This window comes from Natronosalvus amylolyticus (assembly GCF_024298845.1).
Taxonomy (GTDB): Archaea; Halobacteriota; Halobacteria; order Halobacteriales; family Natrialbaceae; genus Natronosalvus; species Natronosalvus amylolyticus.
Window position 1 is genome coordinate 1215645 of the sequence record NZ_CP101156.1, and the last position, 16122, is coordinate 1231766.

Consider the following 16122-nt stretch of genomic DNA (forward strand, 5'->3'; position numbering starts at 1 on the left):
TCGACCGAAGCAAATCAGAGCGTATGTTGTCCAACGAAGACAGCGACCGACTTGAGGCGGCGTGCTCGGAAACCGTAGGCCAGGCATTGCGAAGCATCGTCTATTTTACCGAAGACGATTTCGACCAGGTTCACCTCACGGATTATCTTTCGGCCGAGGCAGACATAGCAGCGTTCGTCGATAACGAACGCGAGGGATTCCACCGGGTTTCGACACACGAAGGATCCGAACTCGGTCGGTACGAATACACTATTCGGCGGTTCGAAAGAGGATATCTGGTTCGTGTGATTTCGGATTCCAAGGGAGTCTTCGTAACGACGAACCAGCTACCGACCGAAGAATTCGACGAACTGGCATCGGCCGTGGAGCGGGTAATGAAAACGTGGAACGAGTGAGACCAGTTTTCATTGGACAGGCACAGACCGCCAAATCGTAGGTGATTTATCACTCCTCGTTTTCTGCATCGACGGCCCGACGCCCATGTACGTCGTCGATTCGAAGGTCGTACCATTCGAAATCGAGATCTTTCAACGGCTCCTGAAACACTTCGGGTGACGCGATCTTCGAGAAGGCTGCGAAAATCCCGGCCGGTCGTGAATTTTCGGCAACCGGGATCTCGTGGAGGGTGCCCCGAACGACTACACTCCGCCAGTCGTGGATCGATTCCCAGTCGTACGCCGACAAAGTAACCTGATTTCCTTCCTCTATATACTTCGCTTTCAGACTCTCCTCACCGAAAGACAGTTGAAAGATGATCCGATCTTCGACCCGATCGTATCCGAACGACATCGGAATCCCGTAACCGCCCGTTTCGTTACCGAACGACAACGTGCCGACTCCCTTCGATTCGAGGTATTCGGCCACTGCATCGTCGTCCATAACAACGCCGTAACTGTCACTGGACATATCCAATCGGCACATTACGAGAGCTAATAAAGGGCACCGTCTATACTGGTCAGTGAAAGTCATTGTACACCCTCTCGCAATACGGCGTCGCGGTAGGTGTGTAAATCGTTTCACCGGCTACTATGAGCACAGTTTGGGGAACGGGCAGGTCGTGGAGTTTGGTTGGAAGAAGGTTCGTTTCTCGTTGATCGTCACGCCAGGGCCGCGCTCGGTATCGGCGTTGCCCTCCTCTCCGTGTTAGCGTGAGAGGATTTTACCGTAGGGTGTCGGGCTGGTTCGTGAACGCCCCTCACGATTTTACGTACAAATCCTTGCCGAGGTAGCCACCCTATACGCAACTCGAGCAGCGACAAACCAAACAGTACGGGAAAGCCTGCAGACGCACCGAACGCGACCGATGAACGATACGGAGACGGCATTATCGATGCCGAAGCGGCGACCGAGGCACTCGTCCTGACGATGACAACTACGACGGCACCCGACGAACCGCCGGCGTATAATTCGGACGGAAATTTGTCGGACGATGTTCGCAACTCGAACGGGCTGGGCGACCAAGACGATGTGACAGAGGGCTCGAGTGAGCAACAGCCCACTCACACCGATAGGGATGACTGGGACGAAACACCGTCTCCGGGAAAAGGGTGTCAGAGATCGGCCCGCACACTCTCTCCACGACTACCCGACGAACGGTAAGTACAGTTGGGCGATGTATCGCAATAATCAGCATCACTGTGGCGAATTCAACTGGACGCGGTCAGTGGAGTAGAGATCCTTAGGGACTCGGCTTGACGTTCTGATTCAGGCTAAAGAGGTTGGTCGGATCGTACTCGTTTTTTAGCTCGACGAGACGGTCGTAGTTCTCGCGGTAGGCGAACTGTTCCTCGCCAGTCTCCTCGGTGATGAAGTTCACGTACGTTCCGGCGGTCGAATGCTCGGTCAATGCCGTGTGGGCTTCTCGTGCCCACCCGATGCACTGGTCATCACGGGCTGGCTCGGTCCAGCGCGGAGTGATGTTCACGACGAACTCCGCGTCGCGGTGTGGGTACGCGGTCGAATCTCCCGGAACACGGCTGGCGGCCCCGCCAAGGTGGGCGACGCCGATTTTCGAGTCGGCTGTCGGAAGGTTTCGGCCGTACTCCAGGAACGTGTCGATCACGTCGTCGCTGAAGTGGTCGAAGTTCAGCGATTTCCAGTAGTTCCGTGCTCCCGACGTATTTGCCGGATCGAAATACTGTTGCCAGGCTGCGTACGGACGCGGCGCTACGTTGTCTGCAACCGGTTCACCGAACTCACGAAGCGGCTTGACCAGCGCCATCCCCTCATCCACGTTGTCCGTATAGACAGGGACGACAGCGAGGATCGTGCTCCCGTGGTACTCCTCGGGGATGAACGGAAACGGAGGTGCCGTACCAGCGAGCACCCAGACGCTGAGGTCATCCGGGGCGTCAGCCACGAAGTCCCGCCAGTGACGGGCCACGGCCTTCGCATCCGCAGCCGGATAGACGATCAATCCTGCCAGGATCTCTGGACCGACTTCGTGGAGGTCGAACTCGAAGGACGTGACGATGCCGAAGTTGCCGCCCCCGCCCCGGAGCCCCCAGAACAGGTCGGGGTTCTCGTCCTCGCTCGCGTGGATCAACTCGCCGTCGGCAGTGATGAGATCCACCGACCGCAAATTGTCGATCGTCATTCCGTACTTCCGCGAGAGCCAGCCGAAGCCGCCGCCGAGCGTGAGACCGGAAATGCCGGTCTCGGAGACGAAGCCCATTGGTGTGGCGAGCCCGAACGCTTGGGTTTCGTGATCGATATCGGCCAACGTCGCCCCGGGTCCGACACGGACCGTCCGTGCAACAGGATCGACCCGGACCGACGACATCAGTGAAAGGTCGATTACGAGTCCGTCGTCACAGACAGCGTTCCCGGCGACATTGTGTCCCGCCCCTTTGACGGCGAGGGAGAGGTCGTAGTCACGGGCGAACTCGACCGCCTGGATGACATCGGCCACGCCGGCACACTGGGCGATAACGGCGGGATGCCTGTCAATCATGGCGTTCCAGACCTCACGCGCCTCGTTGTAGCCCTCGTCATCAGGTCGGAGAACCTCGCCGTGGATCTTCTGAGTGAGCGATTCGTAGTCCCGGTCGTCTACTGGAGTGTTGACTGTCATAGGCCCGACCTCCGATGAGCTACGATAACGAGGGTTAGATAGGCATCTGCTGACTGCTTGTCAGGTGTTGCCGCTCGTGCAACCACTGCAAGAATTATTAGATCGCATGAGGAACAGCTCATGTCGTGGACCGCCTGTTTTATTTCGGTTGAGCGTGTCATAGAATCCATCCCATAGCTTCTCACAGCCCGGTTCGTTTCCTCGTTCGTAGTGGTGATGGCAACGACGAGCCGGAGACACAGCGCAAGGAACACTTCTTTTCGTGCGTGGACGCGGCCTCGAGCGCGGACGTACCCGAGGCCGCAGTCCTTGACTGCGTCGTTGGTCCGTTCGACTCCTGTCCGGTAGTCGAGCCTGTGGAAGATACCGTCGATAACGTGTTCGAGATCGGTGAGAAAGCGGTCAACCGTGTCTCTAGACGGCGGTTTGTCGAGTCCGCAGTAATACCAGACGAGGCCTGCTGGAGTTCTCGTGCAACCGGACGTGTGCCGTAGATGTCCTTGTAGTAGCAGTGTAGAAAGCCCCAAAAGAGGGCTGGTGGCTGGTGAACTCGTGTTCGCCCCCTCGAAGCGGGGGCGAACACGTCGTACTCTCTCAGAAACTGGAGTTCAAGGTATTCAAACAGCGGTACTGTCTCGGTAGCCGCCGCATTCAAGAAGTCGTCTACCGAAGCTACGTCTTGCAGGGTTGCGCTGGTGTTGGACACACTTTTCGCACCCTGCTGCTTCGCACGTGACGCTTTCTATGACCCGCTCTCGCCGGGAACGGATACCACCGCAAGCGATTGAAACTGGCGAGACAGGGGATTCGGCCGACGCTGATGATGAACGAGTCGTCACACCATCCGATGGCAGTAGGTGAAACCATCCCACTTCTGACGCTTACGGCGGCGCTAGCTGCGCTTGGCCTCGGTGTTCGATTGCGCTCCTGAGGCTAATTGCTCGATCAGGCGGCACATTGGTTGAGCATGACAATAGTATCAGGCCCACACGAGTGCGTACATGAACGAAAACATGAAATAGACCATGAACACGGTCACAGCTGCCTTGACGTGGAACGTAAAGAGTTCGAACTCCTCGTCGGATTCGACCGTTTCGTAGGCCTCGAGTTCCTCGTCTGTACAGACCTCTTTGTGGCTCGAGCCCACGTGGTGGATCAACAACTCGTCTGTCCGAAATGGTCGCTCACAGTACGGACATCGTTCGAACGAGGTCTCAGACTCGGGGACGTCGTACTCCGGCTGGGAAACCGTCTCGGCGAGCATTCACCTGACATAAGCGCTACTCGCAAAAAGGAATATCGATGTGACGTCTGCATGGCCAGGTTCGAATGTCCCGGGTTGATTAACTCTGGACGTACGGCGGTTCGAACGCCGGCAGCGACACGAGATACAGACTCACCATCGTAAACACGATCATCACGATGATGAACGGATACTGACTTCTGATTGCCTGTAACTTGCCGGGGAACAACTCGAGCGAGACCGCGTGAGCGATCCAGACGGCGATCACGTGGCCGATGAGGATGCCGGCGATTTCGACGTATCCGAACCAGGGCGTCAACGCGAGTTGTGTCGGGTTGGGGTCCGGATTGAGCGGCGCACTGAGTGCACTCAGGAGTGTTGGCCACAGCGAAATGGCGAACCCGAGGTAGTGGGCCACGTGATAGCCCGCGGCGATGGCCAGCAGGGGTGGCGCGTACCGTATCGCCAGATACCGCCTCGAGAGAAACGTATCTGCTCGTGTGCGAGTCCACTTTGCCGCACGCCAGTACATCCAGCAGAAACCGGCGTAGCCGACGAGGAGCAACAGCAAGTAGACCAGCGCTGGTGGGAGGCCGATCCCGACGAGTGTTTCGATGGTCCAGATCCCTGGTGGCGTGACGATGAACCCGCTATAGGTGAGCTCCCAGACGAGGACGATAGCAAAGGCGACCACCGAGAGGTCTGTGATGACGTCGTCGTCGCCGAGTCGAGTCCCTGGCCACCGCAGGCGCAATGTACCGGTATCGTCCCGGTAAAGCGGTCCAACCGCGCCATACAATCGGAACCAGACCGACAGCGGATCTCCCCTCCTGAACCAGGTTTCGGGTGAAAAGAGGACGGCCCCGGTAAGCGTTAGGAGTGTATAGACACCGATAACGGCCGTCAGATGCAACGGACTCGAGATGACCGGCAGTATCACTTCGACCCAGACGAACAACAACAGCGCGGCCACAGCGGGCCACGAACCAAGCCACGACGGATAGGGCGCGTTACGTGACGGGAGGACGGTCGCAATCGTTCGCCAGGGGTTGAGTATCGGCCATGGATTCCCCACCGTGTAGGCAGTCATCGTCAATATCGCCCGAACGACCACGAACGTTACCAGCACGGTGAGACTGGTGAGACCGATTCCCTGTGGTCCGTATACCCCGACGATTAGCAGGCCGACTAACGCGAGAACGCCTATTGCCCGTCCGATGATCGTGACCGTTCGAGCCACTGTATCACTCGAGAAGCCGACGGACTGATGATGAATGTCGGCGACAAACTCCTGATCAGTCACCATCATCGTTAACAGTGCGGAGGCACCGACCACACCGGCTCCCGTCGCCAGATAGAGCCAGGTCGGGACGCTCACATCGCCTCGAGTCTCAGAGAGTCCGGTAACGACGTTACTCGCCGACGTGATGCCGGCAGCGACACTCAGTGCGAGCACCGACAGGATGAGGACCAGACCGGTTCGTCGAACGGCGACCGAACGCCATCTCATTGTTTGCCCCGAAGCACCGGATCGCTATCACGGTGTCGTTTCCGTACTCGAGTGGGCACCGGCTCAGCAATTGTGACCCGCCTCGAGCCATATGAGGAAGGTATAAGTGTCCGTCTCACTGAGTTCCCTCCAATGTCGAGTGTACGGACCTACACGCTCATCTACGTCCTGTTACTGGTATTGGGGACGGCCAAGTTCGTGTTCTTCGAACTGCCGTTCAGTTACGAGTTCGCCCTTGGAGCGACCATCGTGCTCGCGGTCATCAAGTCGTTGTTGATTGCGGGCTGGTTCCAGCATCTCATCGACGAACCTCGGTCGATCACCTACATGATGCTCGTCGCCGTCTTCATGGTGTTCCTGCTGACCATTGCGGCCGGGTTCTCCATCCAGTAACTGGCCCGGAATCGATCACCGAGCGATACCTACCCGTCTCTATTTTCTGCATCCACTCCCGAACGACGCTATCGTAACACTTCATAGAGACCGTTGTCGTCACGTGTCGCCGATCGCCGACGTCGCTTTCGATCGGGTGTGAAATGGCTTGCAGTGGCTACTATTTCTGTGCCCGTCAAGATATTTAGCTCAGTGCCTCGTCACGCTTGTGCCTGTAAGCCGACCCGATGGCTGGCACAAGGTTGGCTATACGTCGCCGCTTGATTGACCATCTCCTGCGTGACAATCATCAACCCCCCAAACGCCTACTGACGAGTGAAACCATCGGTTTCACACACCCGTGCAGGTCTGGAAAGCCACGAACTCTGTATTAACGACTCGGTTGACACGTCAAAGACCCTCGATACAGGGTTACAAACGAATTCTCAGCCGCACGCGAACTATTGCAGCCCGCTCGAGCTTCGACCAACACACTCATAGAGACATCGTACTCGAACAGCACTCGAGGAAAAACATCGTCCGCTCGAGGGTATCTCGTACTCAAGCTCGATGAAAAAGTGACTACAGACTACCCAAGCAACAACAACCCGACGACGGCTATCAGGCCAAGCGTCAGCACGAGCACCGATGCTGCAGCGACGCCGATAGCCGAACTCTCGGTTCGGTCACGGGCGGCAAAGTACGCACCAAAGAAGACGAATCCGATAAGGACAGCCCCACCGATTCCGAGGACGATCGGCTCAATCAGGGCTACATCGACGAACTCTCCCTCCCCAACCAGAAGGGCTGCACCCGCAAGAAACGCGATGACGAGCGCGATGAACGTTGCAGTCCAGACGATCGGCATCTTCGAGAGTGCGACGAGACGGCTGGATTCCGGTTCAGTCCGGGGCGACCAATCGACGTACCGACTTCGGCTACCTGCGTGGCCACTCGGCGTTGCTCGTTGTCCCATTCGGGTCATCGTCGCGACCACCGCAATCACGATCAGTCCCATCAAAAGTGTGCTAATCAGATATATTTCTGGCATCGTTCCGATTCCTGAGAAACCGTAGACCCTTCGTCCATATATATCCTGCCGATGTGACTCGCCGGCTGCACGCCCACCGAAAGAAAAATCCGGCGGTTTGTCACTCGAGCGAAAGCCAGACGGGAAAAGAAAACGCCGTGTGGACTACTCGCGGCCGAACATCTGGCGCATCATCGGGTGCATCTCCATGAGCTGCTCTTCGGCGATCTCCTCGTACAGCTTGTACGTGATCGAGACCGCGAGCAGCAGCCCTGTTCCGTCGACGGCACCAATGGTTCCGAGCATGTTCGCCCAGACGGCGAGCAGGCCGACGAGTGCGCCGCCAATGACGGTCACTTGCGGGATGTACCGTTCCATGACCTTCTCGACGACACCGGCGTTCTGTCGGAAGCCCGGGATCTGCATTCCGGAGTTCTGGATCTGTTTGGCCGTCGCTTCAGGGCCCATGTTGGTGGTTTCGACCCAGAAGATGGCGAAGATTGCACCGCCAATGACCATGAACGTCAGGTCGACCGAAATCCTGAGGAATATCTGCCAGACTTCGATACCAGCAGGTACCTGTCCAGTCCACCACATCCAATCGTTTGGCGAGTAAATTGGCGCGGTGTAGTAGAAGAACCCGCCGACGACCTGGCCGTCGGAATACTCTCCAAGCCAGGTGGGCATGGTCGCCCACTGGCTGTTGAGAATCTGCCCCATGAACTGAATGTTCGCCTGCACTGCACGAACGAGGATCATGGGCAGGACGCTCGCGTAGATGAGCTTCACCGGGAAGCGACCGCGAGCGCCTTTTACTCGAGCGTGACTCAACGGAATCTCCACGCGGACGGACTCAGCGTAGACGACGATCCCGAAGATCAAGAGCGTGGTTGCCAGTGCCAGCAACTGTCCACCGCCGTCGGCGATGAACAGCGTGTTGAACCCTTCTCGACTGAGCCACGAGCCGGCAGTCACTTCGTTCGTAAACAGGATCTGATACCAGCTGTAAAAGAACCCCTCATCGCTCATCGAGAGGAATCCCGAGACCAGCAGCTGGCTCACACCGGCGATAATGAAGAGGCCGACACCGCTGCCGACTCCCCATTTACTGACGACCTCGTCCATGTACAGGATGAGGATACCGCCGATGAAGATCTGGATGAACATCAGCGTCTGAATTTGGGTCCCGACGAGGGTCAGACTGCCCAGTTGAAGGACGTCTGCTGGTGGAAGGAAGCCACCGGCGAACACCATCGGTAGCGCTGTCAGTGCCGTCATCACGATGACGAGCAACTTCTGGAGGCCCTGGTAGAGCACCTGGTCACGCGGATCGTTCGTATCCAGGCCCAGCAGGTTCGCTCCGCCGAGCAACTGCAACACAATGCTGGCGGTGACGATCGGTCCGATCCCCACCTGCATCAGGGACCCGTGTTCACCTGCCAGAATGGTGCGGAACTGACCGAACAGGTCCTCACCACCCTGTGGATGAATTCCCAGGAGCGTGATGTTCGTCAGGAAGAAGTACAACACGAGGATGCCCGCAGTCCAGCCCAGTTTCTTCTTGAAGGGCACGTGCCCATCCGGACGGGTGACTGTCGGCATCCGCGTCAAGACCGGTTCGGCGGCTTCCTTCCATCCCATAGTTAGTTCTCAGATTCGGTTTCGGTTTCGGCTTCGTTTTCCTCGGCCGCCCGCTCCTGTGCACGCTCGGTGAGCAGTGGCTCGCCACCGGCGTCCTCGAGTTTTTCGCGAGCGGTCTCGCTAAAGGCGTCTGCGGTGACCTCGAGAGCGTTGTGAACCTGGCCGCTGCCAAGCACTTTCACAACGTCGACCTCGTGGCCGTCCTCGACGACGTCGCGCGCGTCGATGGCGTAGCCGTCGTCGGTTTCCTCGGCGTCGCCGTCGGCGACGTAGAGGATGGCGTCCTCATCGAGCGTGCGGACGTCGATTTCAGCGACGGAAGGGCGAACGCCCTGCGGTCGTTTGAAGCCGTGTTTTTTCCTCGGTTCGTGGTTGTGGAACTCGTGTTTGTCACGCCCGGCGTTGCCGCGGCCACCTCGGTGGCCGGCCCCGCGGCGGTTCTTGTGTGTACCGCCGCCGTGGGTTCGCGAGCCGCGCTGACGTCGTTTCTTACTCGTCATGGTTATCGCATCGACGTTAAGAGGGCGTTAATCTGCTCCGTTGTATGCTTTCCGAGTTGGCCGCCCTTAATGGCCGGATGTTTGACACCGTCGTGACCGCCACGTGGCGGGTGGAGACGGAGCGTTGGCGACAGACCCTGTTCGCGAAGCGTCGTTTCTTCGTCGAGCAGGGCTTCGGCGAGTGCGCCGAAGTCGTCGTACTCGGTGTGCTCTGTGAGCCATTCTTCGTCCACGTCCGACTGTCGGCCCTCGAGCGGTTCGGCTCGTTTTTCGAGCACAGTCTCGAGGACGTCGGCGGTTGGCTCACCGAAAGCAACGAAGTCGTTGACTTTGGTGATCATACCGCGGTAAGTGTCGGTGTCGGGGACGATAGTGAGGTGGTTGACCTTGTGCAGGTTGAGCATCGACAGCGTGTCGTCGACGGCTTCCTTGCGGTTGACCTCCCCGCGGACCTGGATGAGGGCTTTCGCCGTCATCGTTCAGCCACCTCTCGGGGAACGCGCGATTGCGAGGCGTTCTCCAGCGCGTTGTAGGTTGCTTTTGCCAGGTTCACGGTCGTCCGAGTGTTGCCGTGGCTTTTCGTCCAGGCGTTCTCGATGCCTGCCAGCTCGAGGACGGCGCGAACGGTGTCGCTCGCAGCCAGCCCGAGACCTTCGGGGGCAGGGATCAGGGTGACCTCGACCGAGCCCGCTTTGCCCGTCGTCTGTCGGGTCAGCGAGTGTGGTCGGTCGGATCGGTCTTCCCACGAACCGGAGCCGCGGGGGACCTGGATGAGGTTCAGTTTTGCAATACCGATTGCCTTCTGGATGGCAGCACCGACCTGGTCCTCACGGCCTTCGGCGTAGCCGACGAAACCGTCGCGGTTGCCGACGGCGACGACACACCGGAACTTCACTCGGCGGCCGGAGTCGGTCATCCGCTGGACCATGTTGATGTCGAGCACTTCGTCGTCCAGGCCGGGGAGGAGTTGGTCGACGATTTCTGGCTCCTTGAGTGGGAGACCCGAGTCGAGGGCGGCTTCCATCGTCTCGATTTCGCCCTCCTGTACCATTTTCCCCAGTCGGGTAACGGGCTGCCACCCGTCGTTGTAGTTGTTTCCGCTCATTCTAAGATCGCCTCTCGTACGTCGTCGAAGTGTTCTGGAAGGTCGGTCGCGTCGAAGTCACCGCTGTAGAGCGGTTCGTCCAGCTGTTCGGCGTACTCGGCGATGTGCTCGCCGCGAGTACGCGACCAGTCTGCGAGGACGCTGTCGTTGTGCGGCACGTCGAGTCCCGCGTCGATTGCGCCTTCCTGTACTGCAAACACTTTGTTTCCGGGCGTCGCTTTGTTGAGGCCGATATCCAACACTGCCTCTTCGACGCCGGCGTCGATCGCTCGTTGACCGGCCAGCAGGCCGGTCAGGTACGCTGCCGGGAGGTTACTCGTCGGCGCTTCCCAGCCGTACTCCTCGAGGTCACTCGAGTGAGCACTTGCGAGCGTGTCGTCTCCGTCTGGGCCGGGCGTGATCAGCTGCGCCGTGGTGTGCTTGTTGCTCACGCGAGCAACGAGGCGGGGCTTACCCGATTTCAGCAGGCGCAACCTCTGATGGTAGTCCGTCCGGACCTCACGGCGACGACGCATCGGAACTTTGTATCGTGGTCCTGTCGCCATTATTGGTCACCGTATTCGTTGTCGATGTAGTTCAACAGGTACTGAACGCTACGGAACTCCCCGCCGCTGGCCTTGCGGTACAGCTGGCGGTACTGTGCTGGCGTAATGTCGCCTTTGTCACGGAGTTCACGGAGCGTTCGGCGCTGTGCGCGAATCTTGCTCGTCCACTGTTCTTTCTCGTTCTGGCGGGCGCCTTTCTTCCCTTTGCGTTTGCCGGGGCCTTTCTTGTGGCCGTAGGCACGCTTTTTATTGCGTTCACGGGCGCGTCCGCGGGAGTTACCACGGGCGTCTTTGGCGCGGATGGTGCCGTCCTCGACGAGTTCGCGAATCTCTTCGCGAGTGATCGCCGAGGCGATCTCGCCCTGCGCTTCGGGGTCGAACCAGATACGGTTTTTCCCGACGTCGAGGACGTCCGCCGCAAGTCGTTTCTGTGCTTTCAGATCAGTCATTCGTCATCCTCCACTTCGACTTCGACGTAGGTGGGGTTCAGGACGCGAATCTCGGCGTCTTCGGCCTGTTCTTCGATCTGTTCGCGTTTGCGACCACCGACGGAGCCGGCGATTCGAACGGCCTGGGTGTCGCCGTCGACACCCTCGAGGTCGTCCGTGTTCTCGACGTAGACTTCCTCGAAGCCGCTTGGGTGCTTGCCGCGAACGGCTTCCGGCGTTCGGAAACCGGCCTGGACTTTCGGGCCGCGACTCTTGAAGCCTCGGCGCTGTTTCGAGAGGCCACCTCGTGGCTTGCGCCACGATTCTGGCGTCCGCTTTTTCATGTGGTAGTCCTGGCGTTTGAACGCCGGCTTGCCCTCGCCGCGACGCTGATCGAGCAGTCGCGCTTCCTCGTCGTCGAGGGTGGGCGTCTTCTCGGTCAGGCCACGGGGCTGCAGTTCGGTTTCGACGTCCTCGGCTTCGGCTTCCGCTTCGGCCTCGGCAACTTCGTCTTCGATTTCAGCCTCGGTTTCGTCGGTGACCTCGAGGTCGCCGACGTCGGCTTTGATACGCGCCGCGAGTGCGTTACCGATGCCTTCGGCTTCGGCCAGGTCGTCCTGGGAGGCCGCTTTGACGTCGTCGATCGTTTCAAAGCCTGCCTCTCGCAGGGCGTCGGCTTTGCTCGCACCAACGCCGCTAATGTCTTCGAGTTCCTGTGGTTCGTCGTCAGCCATCTATCAGGCACCTCCTTTCCGTGGCTTCTGGGTAATGTAGACACCGTCCTGGAAGACGCGGATGTCTTTCCCTTTCACCTTGGTGAGCTGTTCGATGTCGGCCGCCGTCTGGCCGACGTGTTCTTTGTTCGGGCCCGTCAGGGTCAGCGACTCGCCGTCGACACGAACCTGCGTGTCGCCGTGAATCGTGGTTCGTCGGGGCGCTTTCTCTCCGAGGAAGTTCTCGATGACGACATCGTCCCCTTCCACACGGACCTGCATCGGGAAGTGAGAGTAGAAGACTTCCATCTCGTACTCCCAGCCCTCGGTCACGCCGTGGAAGGCGTTCTGGATGTGGCTCTCGAAGGTGCCAACGGTCGCGTTCGTTTTCGCGTTTTCCGTCTCACTTTCGATAACCACGGTGTCGTCTTCGACTTCGACGGTGACGTCGGGGTACCAGAGGCGGCGGGTGACGCTGCCTTCCGGGCCTTCGACCGTCACGTCGAGGTGGTCGACCTCGGCGGTTACGTCGTCGGGGATGTCCAGTTCAATTCGCATTGTTCTAGTAGACGTATGCGATCACCTGGCCCCCAATACCTGCCTCACGAGCCTCGTAGTGGCTCATGATGCCGTCACTCGTCGTTACGATGAGTGCGCCGAAGTCTCGAGCCGGGAGGAACCGCTTCTCCCATTTCTCGAACTCGTCGGCTTTGACGGCGTAGCGTGGCTTGACGGGGCCGCACTTGTTGATCGCTCCTTTCAATTCGACCTCGAACGTACCGGCTTTGCCATCATCGACGAACTCGAATCCGTCGATGTATCCGCGGTCATAGAAGACCTCGAGGACGCTGCCGATGACGTTTGAGGCGGGTGATACTTCGTGGCTCAGATGGCCAACGCTCTCGGCATTGTCGATGCCCGAGAGTGCGTTGCTGAGTGGGTCGTTTCCGGTCATGTTATCGGTACTTCTTGAATCCCATGTCGCGGGCAATCTCGCGGAAACACTGCCGGCACAGGTTGATGTCGTACTTGCCGACGAGTCCCTGTTTCCGGCCACAGCGCTGACAGGCCACTTCCTGGCCCGTTCGCTTTGCGGCGTGTTCGCCCGTCTCCTGTTCGCTTTCACTCATCGTCTGTCACCTCGACGTCGACGTCGAAACTCGACTCGAGGTACGCGATGGCGTCCTCCGGGGTGAGTCGGTGGTTCGACGGAATCGACTGGTTGGCTTTCGCTCGTTTCGTGACACGGTACCCCGGTCGGACCATGTTCACCGTGACGTCCAGGCCGTAGATCCCGATTGTGGGGTCGTACTCCTGGCTGGGGAAATCAGTGTGTTCGGCGACGCCGAAACTGAAGTTCCCGGTCTGGTCGAACTGGCTCGCCGACAGGTCCGCGAGCGGCAGTGCCGTCTCGAGGAAGGCTTCGGCATCGTCACCGCGGAGGGTGACTTTCGTGCCGATCGGATCGCCCTGGCGGATGCCGAACTCGGGTTCGGTCTTCTTTGCGAGCGTGCGGACACTCTGTTGGGAAGTGATTTCCTCGATGATGTTTTCGGCACGCCCGAGGTCACGGCCACCGCGACCGACGCCCATGTGGACGACGACCTTCTCGACCTGTGGCTCGCGCATCTCGTGGAACTCGGCTTCGCTCGCCTCGCTCATTCGTCGTCACCTCCACTCGAGTCGTCGTCAGTGAAATTCTCGTCGATCACGACGACGTACTCCTCGACGGTCTCGAACGTTTCGTCGTCGGTTTCGACGGTGACGATGTTCGAACCGCTGCCGAGTGTAACGTCGATCTCGACGAGTTCGCCGATTTTGCCACCGTGGTTACCGGCGACGGCGGTTACGAGCGCGCCCTCTTCGTACGGGAAGTGAGCGACGATCGATTTGTCCTCGTTGCCGATGACGATCGAATCTTTGGCGTCGTATGCTTCGTCGTCGACGGTGACGTTCGTCCCGTCGTGCAGGGTCAACTGCGTGTTGCCGCCTTTGACCTGCTGTTTGCCGACGACTTTGCCGAGTCGGCCGTCTGCTGCTTCGGCGTCGATCTCTGTCAGTGCGAGACGACCGCCTTCGTCGGGGAAGACGCGGTAGTACTCCTCGCGCTGTGGGAACCCGACGATGTCGAACATCCCGATGGGACGTTTCTCGTCGTTGATCGGTTCGCCGTTGACCAGGATTGCATCCTGGGAGAGAGCATACCGGGCCTCTTTCTTCGAGTCGACGTAGCCGAGGACGTCTCGCAGGATAATGACCAGCGGGACGCCGGCTTCGCCGTGTGGGCCGGCACGTGCTTTGACCGTGAACACGTCCGTCTTGCGCTCGACCGGCCACGATTTCGGTACTGAGAGTCGTTTCTGGTGGTTACTCATTCGCTATCACCTTCGAGACGTGCCTCACGCCGGTCGTCAGAGAGATCGAGATCTACGATACGGACGTTCGAGGCGTCGAGCGGGCGAGGAACTTCCTCACCGTCGGCCGTCTCGACCGTCACGCCTTCGACGTGGATCACGGCGTCCTCGAGGACGACGCGGACGACTTCGCCTTCGTCGCCGGCAAAGTCACCGCGCATGACCTCGACGCGGTCGCCCGTATTGACACGGGTGCGTCGGCGGCCGTACTCCTCGCGGAGGTCGTCTGACAGGGTGGCGTGAACCTGTTTTTGCTTCTGGTGAAGCGGGGCACGCTCCGTCTGTGTTCGCTGTTTGCGTGGTTGTTTCGTCATAGTTCGATACTCACACGATCATCGTCGCCGTGCTGGCGATCGTTCCGTAGCGCTCTGCGACCTCGCGGGCGATTGGCCCTTTGATCTCGGTGCCACGGGGTTCTTCGTTCTCGTCGATGATGACGGCAGCATTGTCCTCGAACTTGAGTCGGGTTCCATCGGGCCGGCGGATCGCTTTCCGCTGTCGAACGATGACGGCCTCGAGGACCTGTCGTCGCATCTCGGGGGTACCCTTCGTGACCGAAACGGTCACTTTGTCACCGAGTCCCGCCTTTGGCTGGCGGTTCTTGGTGCCGTGGTAGCCCGCAACGCTGAGGACCTTCAGTTCGCGAGCGCCCGTGTTATCCGCACACGTGACGAGCGAACCTTTGACGAGGCCCTGGGTAACGTCGGCTTTCATTGCCTCCATCAGGCATCACCGTCGTTCGATGCGTCGCCAACGATGTCTTCGGTCGACAGCTGGGGATCGTGTTCTTCTTCCAGCGTCAACTCGGCGACGTCGGTTTCGGTCGCTTCCTGTGTTACTTCGACGACCACGTGCGATTTCGTCTTCGACAGTGGTCGGGTCTCTGCTATTTTGACCGAATCGCCAACCGAGAGCGGCTCGAGCACGCCCGGCACGTGTGCCGGAATGCGCGAGCGACGTTTCATTTGACGGTCGTATTTGGGTACCGTCACGTCGTACTCTCGCTCGACGACTACGGTCTTGTCCATGTCCGTAGAGACGACGGTGCCGACGAGGATCTGACCTCGAACGGACAATTCGCCGTAGAACGGACACTTCTCGTAGTCGTATTCCTCCGGGTTCTCTGGTTCCGGAGGGGTTTCAACGTCTAGTCCTATTGCCATGGTGAGTCACCTTTCGTTTCGGTGCGTCGGGCGGGTCGTGAGAGGAGTCGCGAGCCATCGACCGTAACGTAGGCTACGTCCTCGCCAGCGCAGTCTGCCGAGTCGTCGGCAGGTTGTGTCTCGGCCAGTTTGGACGCAGTCCCCGGAGACTTCTCGTCTCCGGCGGCTTCATCGGTGATCGCGAACTCGAATACCGAGCCCGATTTCGGCACGGTGAGCACCCGGGACTCCCCCTCGTTACGAACTTCTATGGAGAGAGTCTTCGTCGTCTCGAGGACGACTCGTCCCTCGATGCCGACCCGATCGGCGTCGTCGCTATCGACGACCCGGACGGGCAGGCCGTTGAGTTCGTGTCGTGGGAGTGTTTCGGGTGTCAGTGCCATCG

General features: G+C 59.3%; 23 protein-coding genes and 1 pseudogene. 2 read left to right on the forward strand and 22 right to left on the reverse strand.

Going from position 1 to position 16122, the window contains the following annotated elements; translation table 11 throughout:
• Window positions 1-23: 23 nt before the first annotated feature.
• On the forward strand, window positions 24-395 hold the full coding sequence (locus NLK60_RS05665; RefSeq protein ID WP_254809915.1) for a DUF7522 family protein: 372 nt from the start codon (window positions 24-26) through the stop codon (window positions 393-395).
• A 49-nt stretch (window positions 396-444) separates the two neighbouring features.
• On the opposite strand, the gene NLK60_RS05670 is transcribed toward NLK60_RS05665, so the two are convergent.
• The 5 genes and pseudogenes from NLK60_RS05670 to NLK60_RS05690 all read right to left on the reverse strand — a co-directional run bounded on the left by NLK60_RS05670 (window position 445) and on the right by NLK60_RS05690 (window position 5826).
• On the reverse strand, window positions 445-879 hold the full coding sequence (locus NLK60_RS05670; RefSeq protein ID WP_254809916.1) for a pyridoxamine 5'-phosphate oxidase family protein: 435 nt from the start codon (window positions 877-879) through the stop codon (window positions 445-447).
• 799 nt (window positions 880-1678) lie between these two features.
• Window positions 1679-3073 carry an FAD-binding oxidoreductase gene (locus NLK60_RS05675; RefSeq protein ID WP_254809917.1) on the reverse strand — a complete coding sequence of 465 codons (1395 nt, stop codon included), beginning with the start codon at window positions 3071-3073 and terminating at the stop codon, window positions 1679-1681.
• Window positions 3074-3247: 174 nt separating this feature from the next.
• Window positions 3248-3779: pseudogene (locus NLK60_RS05680) on the reverse strand (hypothetical protein); the annotation flags it as partial.
• Window positions 3780-4052: 273 nt separating this feature from the next.
• Entirely contained in the window at window positions 4053-4337 is a 285-nt protein-coding gene (locus NLK60_RS05685; protein WP_254809918.1) for a DUF7410 domain-containing protein, read from the reverse strand.
• 79 nt (window positions 4338-4416) lie between these two features.
• On the reverse strand, window positions 4417-5826 hold the full coding sequence (locus tag NLK60_RS05690) for a hypothetical protein (RefSeq protein ID WP_254809919.1): 1410 nt from the start codon (window positions 5824-5826) through the stop codon (window positions 4417-4419).
• Window positions 5827-5958: 132 nt separating this feature from the next.
• Between NLK60_RS05690 and NLK60_RS05695 the strand changes: the two genes are divergently transcribed.
• Window positions 5959-6219 (forward strand): cytochrome C oxidase subunit IV family protein, encoded by a 261-nt coding sequence (locus NLK60_RS05695; protein ID WP_254809920.1) that lies wholly within the window; start codon window positions 5959-5961, stop codon window positions 6217-6219.
• A gap of 568 nt (window positions 6220-6787) precedes the next feature.
• Here NLK60_RS05695 and NLK60_RS05700 read toward each other — a convergent pair.
• From NLK60_RS05700 to NLK60_RS05780, 17 genes are all read right to left on the reverse strand, one after another.
• Window positions 6788-7216: a hypothetical protein gene (locus tag NLK60_RS05700; protein ID WP_254809921.1), complete on the reverse strand. Its 429-nt coding sequence runs from the start codon at window positions 7214-7216 to the stop codon at window positions 6788-6790.
• A gap of 177 nt (window positions 7217-7393) precedes the next feature.
• Window positions 7394-8869, reverse strand: coding sequence for a preprotein translocase subunit SecY (secY, locus tag NLK60_RS05705; RefSeq protein WP_254809922.1), 1476 nt, complete (start codon window positions 8867-8869; stop codon window positions 7394-7396).
• A 2-nt stretch (window positions 8870-8871) separates the two neighbouring features.
• On the reverse strand, window positions 8872-9369 hold the full coding sequence (locus tag NLK60_RS05710) for an uL15m family ribosomal protein (RefSeq protein ID WP_254809923.1): 498 nt from the start codon (window positions 9367-9369) through the stop codon (window positions 8872-8874).
• A 2-nt stretch (window positions 9370-9371) separates the two neighbouring features.
• The gene (locus tag NLK60_RS05715) at window positions 9372-9845 is read right to left on the reverse strand and encodes a 50S ribosomal protein L30 (protein ID WP_254809924.1); all 474 of its coding nucleotides are present in this window, start codon (window positions 9843-9845) and stop codon (window positions 9372-9374) included.
• Window positions 9842-10474 carry a 30S ribosomal protein S5 gene (locus NLK60_RS05720; RefSeq protein ID WP_254809925.1) on the reverse strand — a complete coding sequence of 211 codons (633 nt, stop codon included), beginning with the start codon at window positions 10472-10474 and terminating at the stop codon, window positions 9842-9844. Before NLK60_RS05720 ends, NLK60_RS05715 begins: the two co-directional genes overlap by 4 nt.
• Complete coding sequence (locus tag NLK60_RS05725) at window positions 10471-11019, reverse strand: 50S ribosomal protein L18 (RefSeq protein WP_254809926.1); 549 nt, start codon at window positions 11017-11019, stop codon at window positions 10471-10473. Before NLK60_RS05725 ends, NLK60_RS05720 begins: the two co-directional genes overlap by 4 nt.
• Complete coding sequence (locus NLK60_RS05730; RefSeq protein ID WP_254809927.1) at window positions 11019-11468, reverse strand: 50S ribosomal protein L19e; 450 nt, start codon at window positions 11466-11468, stop codon at window positions 11019-11021. Before NLK60_RS05730 ends, NLK60_RS05725 begins: the two co-directional genes overlap by 1 nt.
• A complete protein-coding gene (locus NLK60_RS05735; protein ID WP_254809928.1) occupies window positions 11465-12181 on the reverse strand; it encodes a 50S ribosomal protein L32e in 717 nt (238 codons plus the stop codon). The genes NLK60_RS05730 and NLK60_RS05735 overlap by 4 nt, the downstream gene beginning before the upstream one ends.
• A gap of 3 nt (window positions 12182-12184) precedes the next feature.
• On the reverse strand, window positions 12185-12718 hold the full coding sequence (locus NLK60_RS05740; protein WP_254809929.1) for a 50S ribosomal protein L6: 534 nt from the start codon (window positions 12716-12718) through the stop codon (window positions 12185-12187).
• A 4-nt stretch (window positions 12719-12722) separates the two neighbouring features.
• A complete protein-coding gene (locus NLK60_RS05745; RefSeq protein WP_254809930.1) occupies window positions 12723-13115 on the reverse strand; it encodes a 30S ribosomal protein S8 in 393 nt (130 codons plus the stop codon).
• Window position 13116: 1 nt separating this feature from the next.
• Window positions 13117-13290, reverse strand: coding sequence for a 30S ribosomal protein S14 (locus NLK60_RS05750; protein WP_254809931.1), 174 nt, complete (start codon window positions 13288-13290; stop codon window positions 13117-13119).
• Window positions 13283-13822, reverse strand: coding sequence for a 50S ribosomal protein L5 (locus NLK60_RS05755; protein ID WP_254809932.1), 540 nt, complete (start codon window positions 13820-13822; stop codon window positions 13283-13285). Before NLK60_RS05755 ends, NLK60_RS05750 begins: the two co-directional genes overlap by 8 nt.
• A complete protein-coding gene (locus NLK60_RS05760) occupies window positions 13819-14535 on the reverse strand; it encodes a 30S ribosomal protein S4e (protein WP_254809933.1) in 717 nt (238 codons plus the stop codon). The genes NLK60_RS05755 and NLK60_RS05760 overlap by 4 nt, the downstream gene beginning before the upstream one ends.
• Window positions 14532-14888: a 50S ribosomal protein L24 gene (rplX, locus tag NLK60_RS05765; protein WP_254809934.1), complete on the reverse strand. Its 357-nt coding sequence runs from the start codon at window positions 14886-14888 to the stop codon at window positions 14532-14534. The genes NLK60_RS05760 and rplX overlap by 4 nt, the downstream gene beginning before the upstream one ends.
• A gap of 10 nt (window positions 14889-14898) precedes the next feature.
• Window positions 14899-15297 (reverse strand): 50S ribosomal protein L14, encoded by a 399-nt coding sequence (locus NLK60_RS05770; RefSeq protein ID WP_254809935.1) that lies wholly within the window; start codon window positions 15295-15297, stop codon window positions 14899-14901.
• Complete coding sequence (locus NLK60_RS05775) at window positions 15297-15737, reverse strand: 30S ribosomal protein S17 (protein ID WP_254809936.1); 441 nt, start codon at window positions 15735-15737, stop codon at window positions 15297-15299. Before NLK60_RS05775 ends, NLK60_RS05770 begins: the two co-directional genes overlap by 1 nt.
• Window positions 15728-16120, reverse strand: a complete 393-nt coding sequence (locus tag NLK60_RS05780; protein ID WP_254809937.1) for a ribonuclease P protein component 1 — start codon at window positions 16118-16120, stop codon at window positions 15728-15730. Before NLK60_RS05780 ends, NLK60_RS05775 begins: the two co-directional genes overlap by 10 nt.
• Window positions 16121-16122 lie beyond the last annotated feature (2 nt).

Excerpts from the sequence above, each read along its gene's own strand:
- NLK60_RS05745 (WP_254809930.1), bottom strand. The coding sequence starts at position 13,115 with ATGACCGGAAACGACCCACTCAGCAACGCACTCTCGGGCATCGACAAT.
- NLK60_RS05735 (WP_254809928.1), bottom strand. The coding sequence starts at position 12,181 with ATGGCTGACGACGAACCACAGGAACTCGAAGACATTAGCGGCGTTGGT.
- NLK60_RS05720 (WP_254809925.1), bottom strand. The coding sequence starts at position 10,474 with ATGAGCGGAAACAACTACAACGACGGGTGGCAGCCCGTTACCCGACTG.
- NLK60_RS05685 (WP_254809918.1), bottom strand. The coding sequence starts at position 4,337 with ATGCTCGCCGAGACGGTTTCCCAGCCGGAGTACGACGTCCCCGAGTCT.
- NLK60_RS05715 (WP_254809924.1), bottom strand. The coding sequence starts at position 9,845 with ATGACGGCGAAAGCCCTCATCCAGGTCCGCGGGGAGGTCAACCGCAAG.
- NLK60_RS05670 (WP_254809916.1), bottom strand. The coding sequence starts at position 879 with ATGGACGACGATGCAGTGGCCGAATACCTCGAATCGAAGGGAGTCGGC.
- rplX (WP_254809934.1), bottom strand. The coding sequence starts at position 14,888 with ATGACGAAACAACCACGCAAACAGCGAACACAGACGGAGCGTGCCCCG.
- NLK60_RS05665 (WP_254809915.1), top strand. The coding sequence starts at position 24 with ATGTTGTCCAACGAAGACAGCGACCGACTTGAGGCGGCGTGCTCGGAA.
- NLK60_RS05700 (WP_254809921.1), bottom strand. The coding sequence starts at position 7,216 with ATGGGACTGATCGTGATTGCGGTGGTCGCGACGATGACCCGAATGGGA.
- NLK60_RS05740 (WP_254809929.1), bottom strand. The coding sequence starts at position 12,718 with ATGCGAATTGAACTGGACATCCCCGACGACGTAACCGCCGAGGTCGAC.
- NLK60_RS05710 (WP_254809923.1), bottom strand. The coding sequence starts at position 9,369 with ATGACGAGTAAGAAACGACGTCAGCGCGGCTCGCGAACCCACGGCGGC.
- NLK60_RS05775 (WP_254809936.1), bottom strand. The coding sequence starts at position 15,737 with ATGGCAATAGGACTAGACGTTGAAACCCCTCCGGAACCAGAGAACCCG.
- NLK60_RS05675 (WP_254809917.1), bottom strand. The coding sequence starts at position 3,073 with ATGACAGTCAACACTCCAGTAGACGACCGGGACTACGAATCGCTCACT.
- NLK60_RS05690 (WP_254809919.1), bottom strand. The coding sequence starts at position 5,826 with ATGAGATGGCGTTCGGTCGCCGTTCGACGAACCGGTCTGGTCCTCATC.
- NLK60_RS05750 (WP_254809931.1), bottom strand. The coding sequence starts at position 13,290 with ATGAGTGAAAGCGAACAGGAGACGGGCGAACACGCCGCAAAGCGAACG.
- NLK60_RS05760 (WP_254809933.1), bottom strand. The coding sequence starts at position 14,535 with ATGAGTAACCACCAGAAACGACTCTCAGTACCGAAATCGTGGCCGGTC.
- NLK60_RS05755 (WP_254809932.1), bottom strand. The coding sequence starts at position 13,822 with ATGAGCGAGGCGAGCGAAGCCGAGTTCCACGAGATGCGCGAGCCACAG.
- NLK60_RS05780 (WP_254809937.1), bottom strand. The coding sequence starts at position 16,120 with ATGGCACTGACACCCGAAACACTCCCACGACACGAACTCAACGGCCTG.
- NLK60_RS05730 (WP_254809927.1), bottom strand. The coding sequence starts at position 11,468 with ATGACTGATCTGAAAGCACAGAAACGACTTGCGGCGGACGTCCTCGAC.
- NLK60_RS05725 (WP_254809926.1), bottom strand. The coding sequence starts at position 11,019 with ATGGCGACAGGACCACGATACAAAGTTCCGATGCGTCGTCGCCGTGAG.
- secY (WP_254809922.1), bottom strand. The coding sequence starts at position 8,869 with ATGGGATGGAAGGAAGCCGCCGAACCGGTCTTGACGCGGATGCCGACA.
- NLK60_RS05770 (WP_254809935.1), bottom strand. The coding sequence starts at position 15,297 with ATGGAGGCAATGAAAGCCGACGTTACCCAGGGCCTCGTCAAAGGTTCG.
- NLK60_RS05695 (WP_254809920.1), top strand. The coding sequence starts at position 5,959 with ATGTCGAGTGTACGGACCTACACGCTCATCTACGTCCTGTTACTGGTA.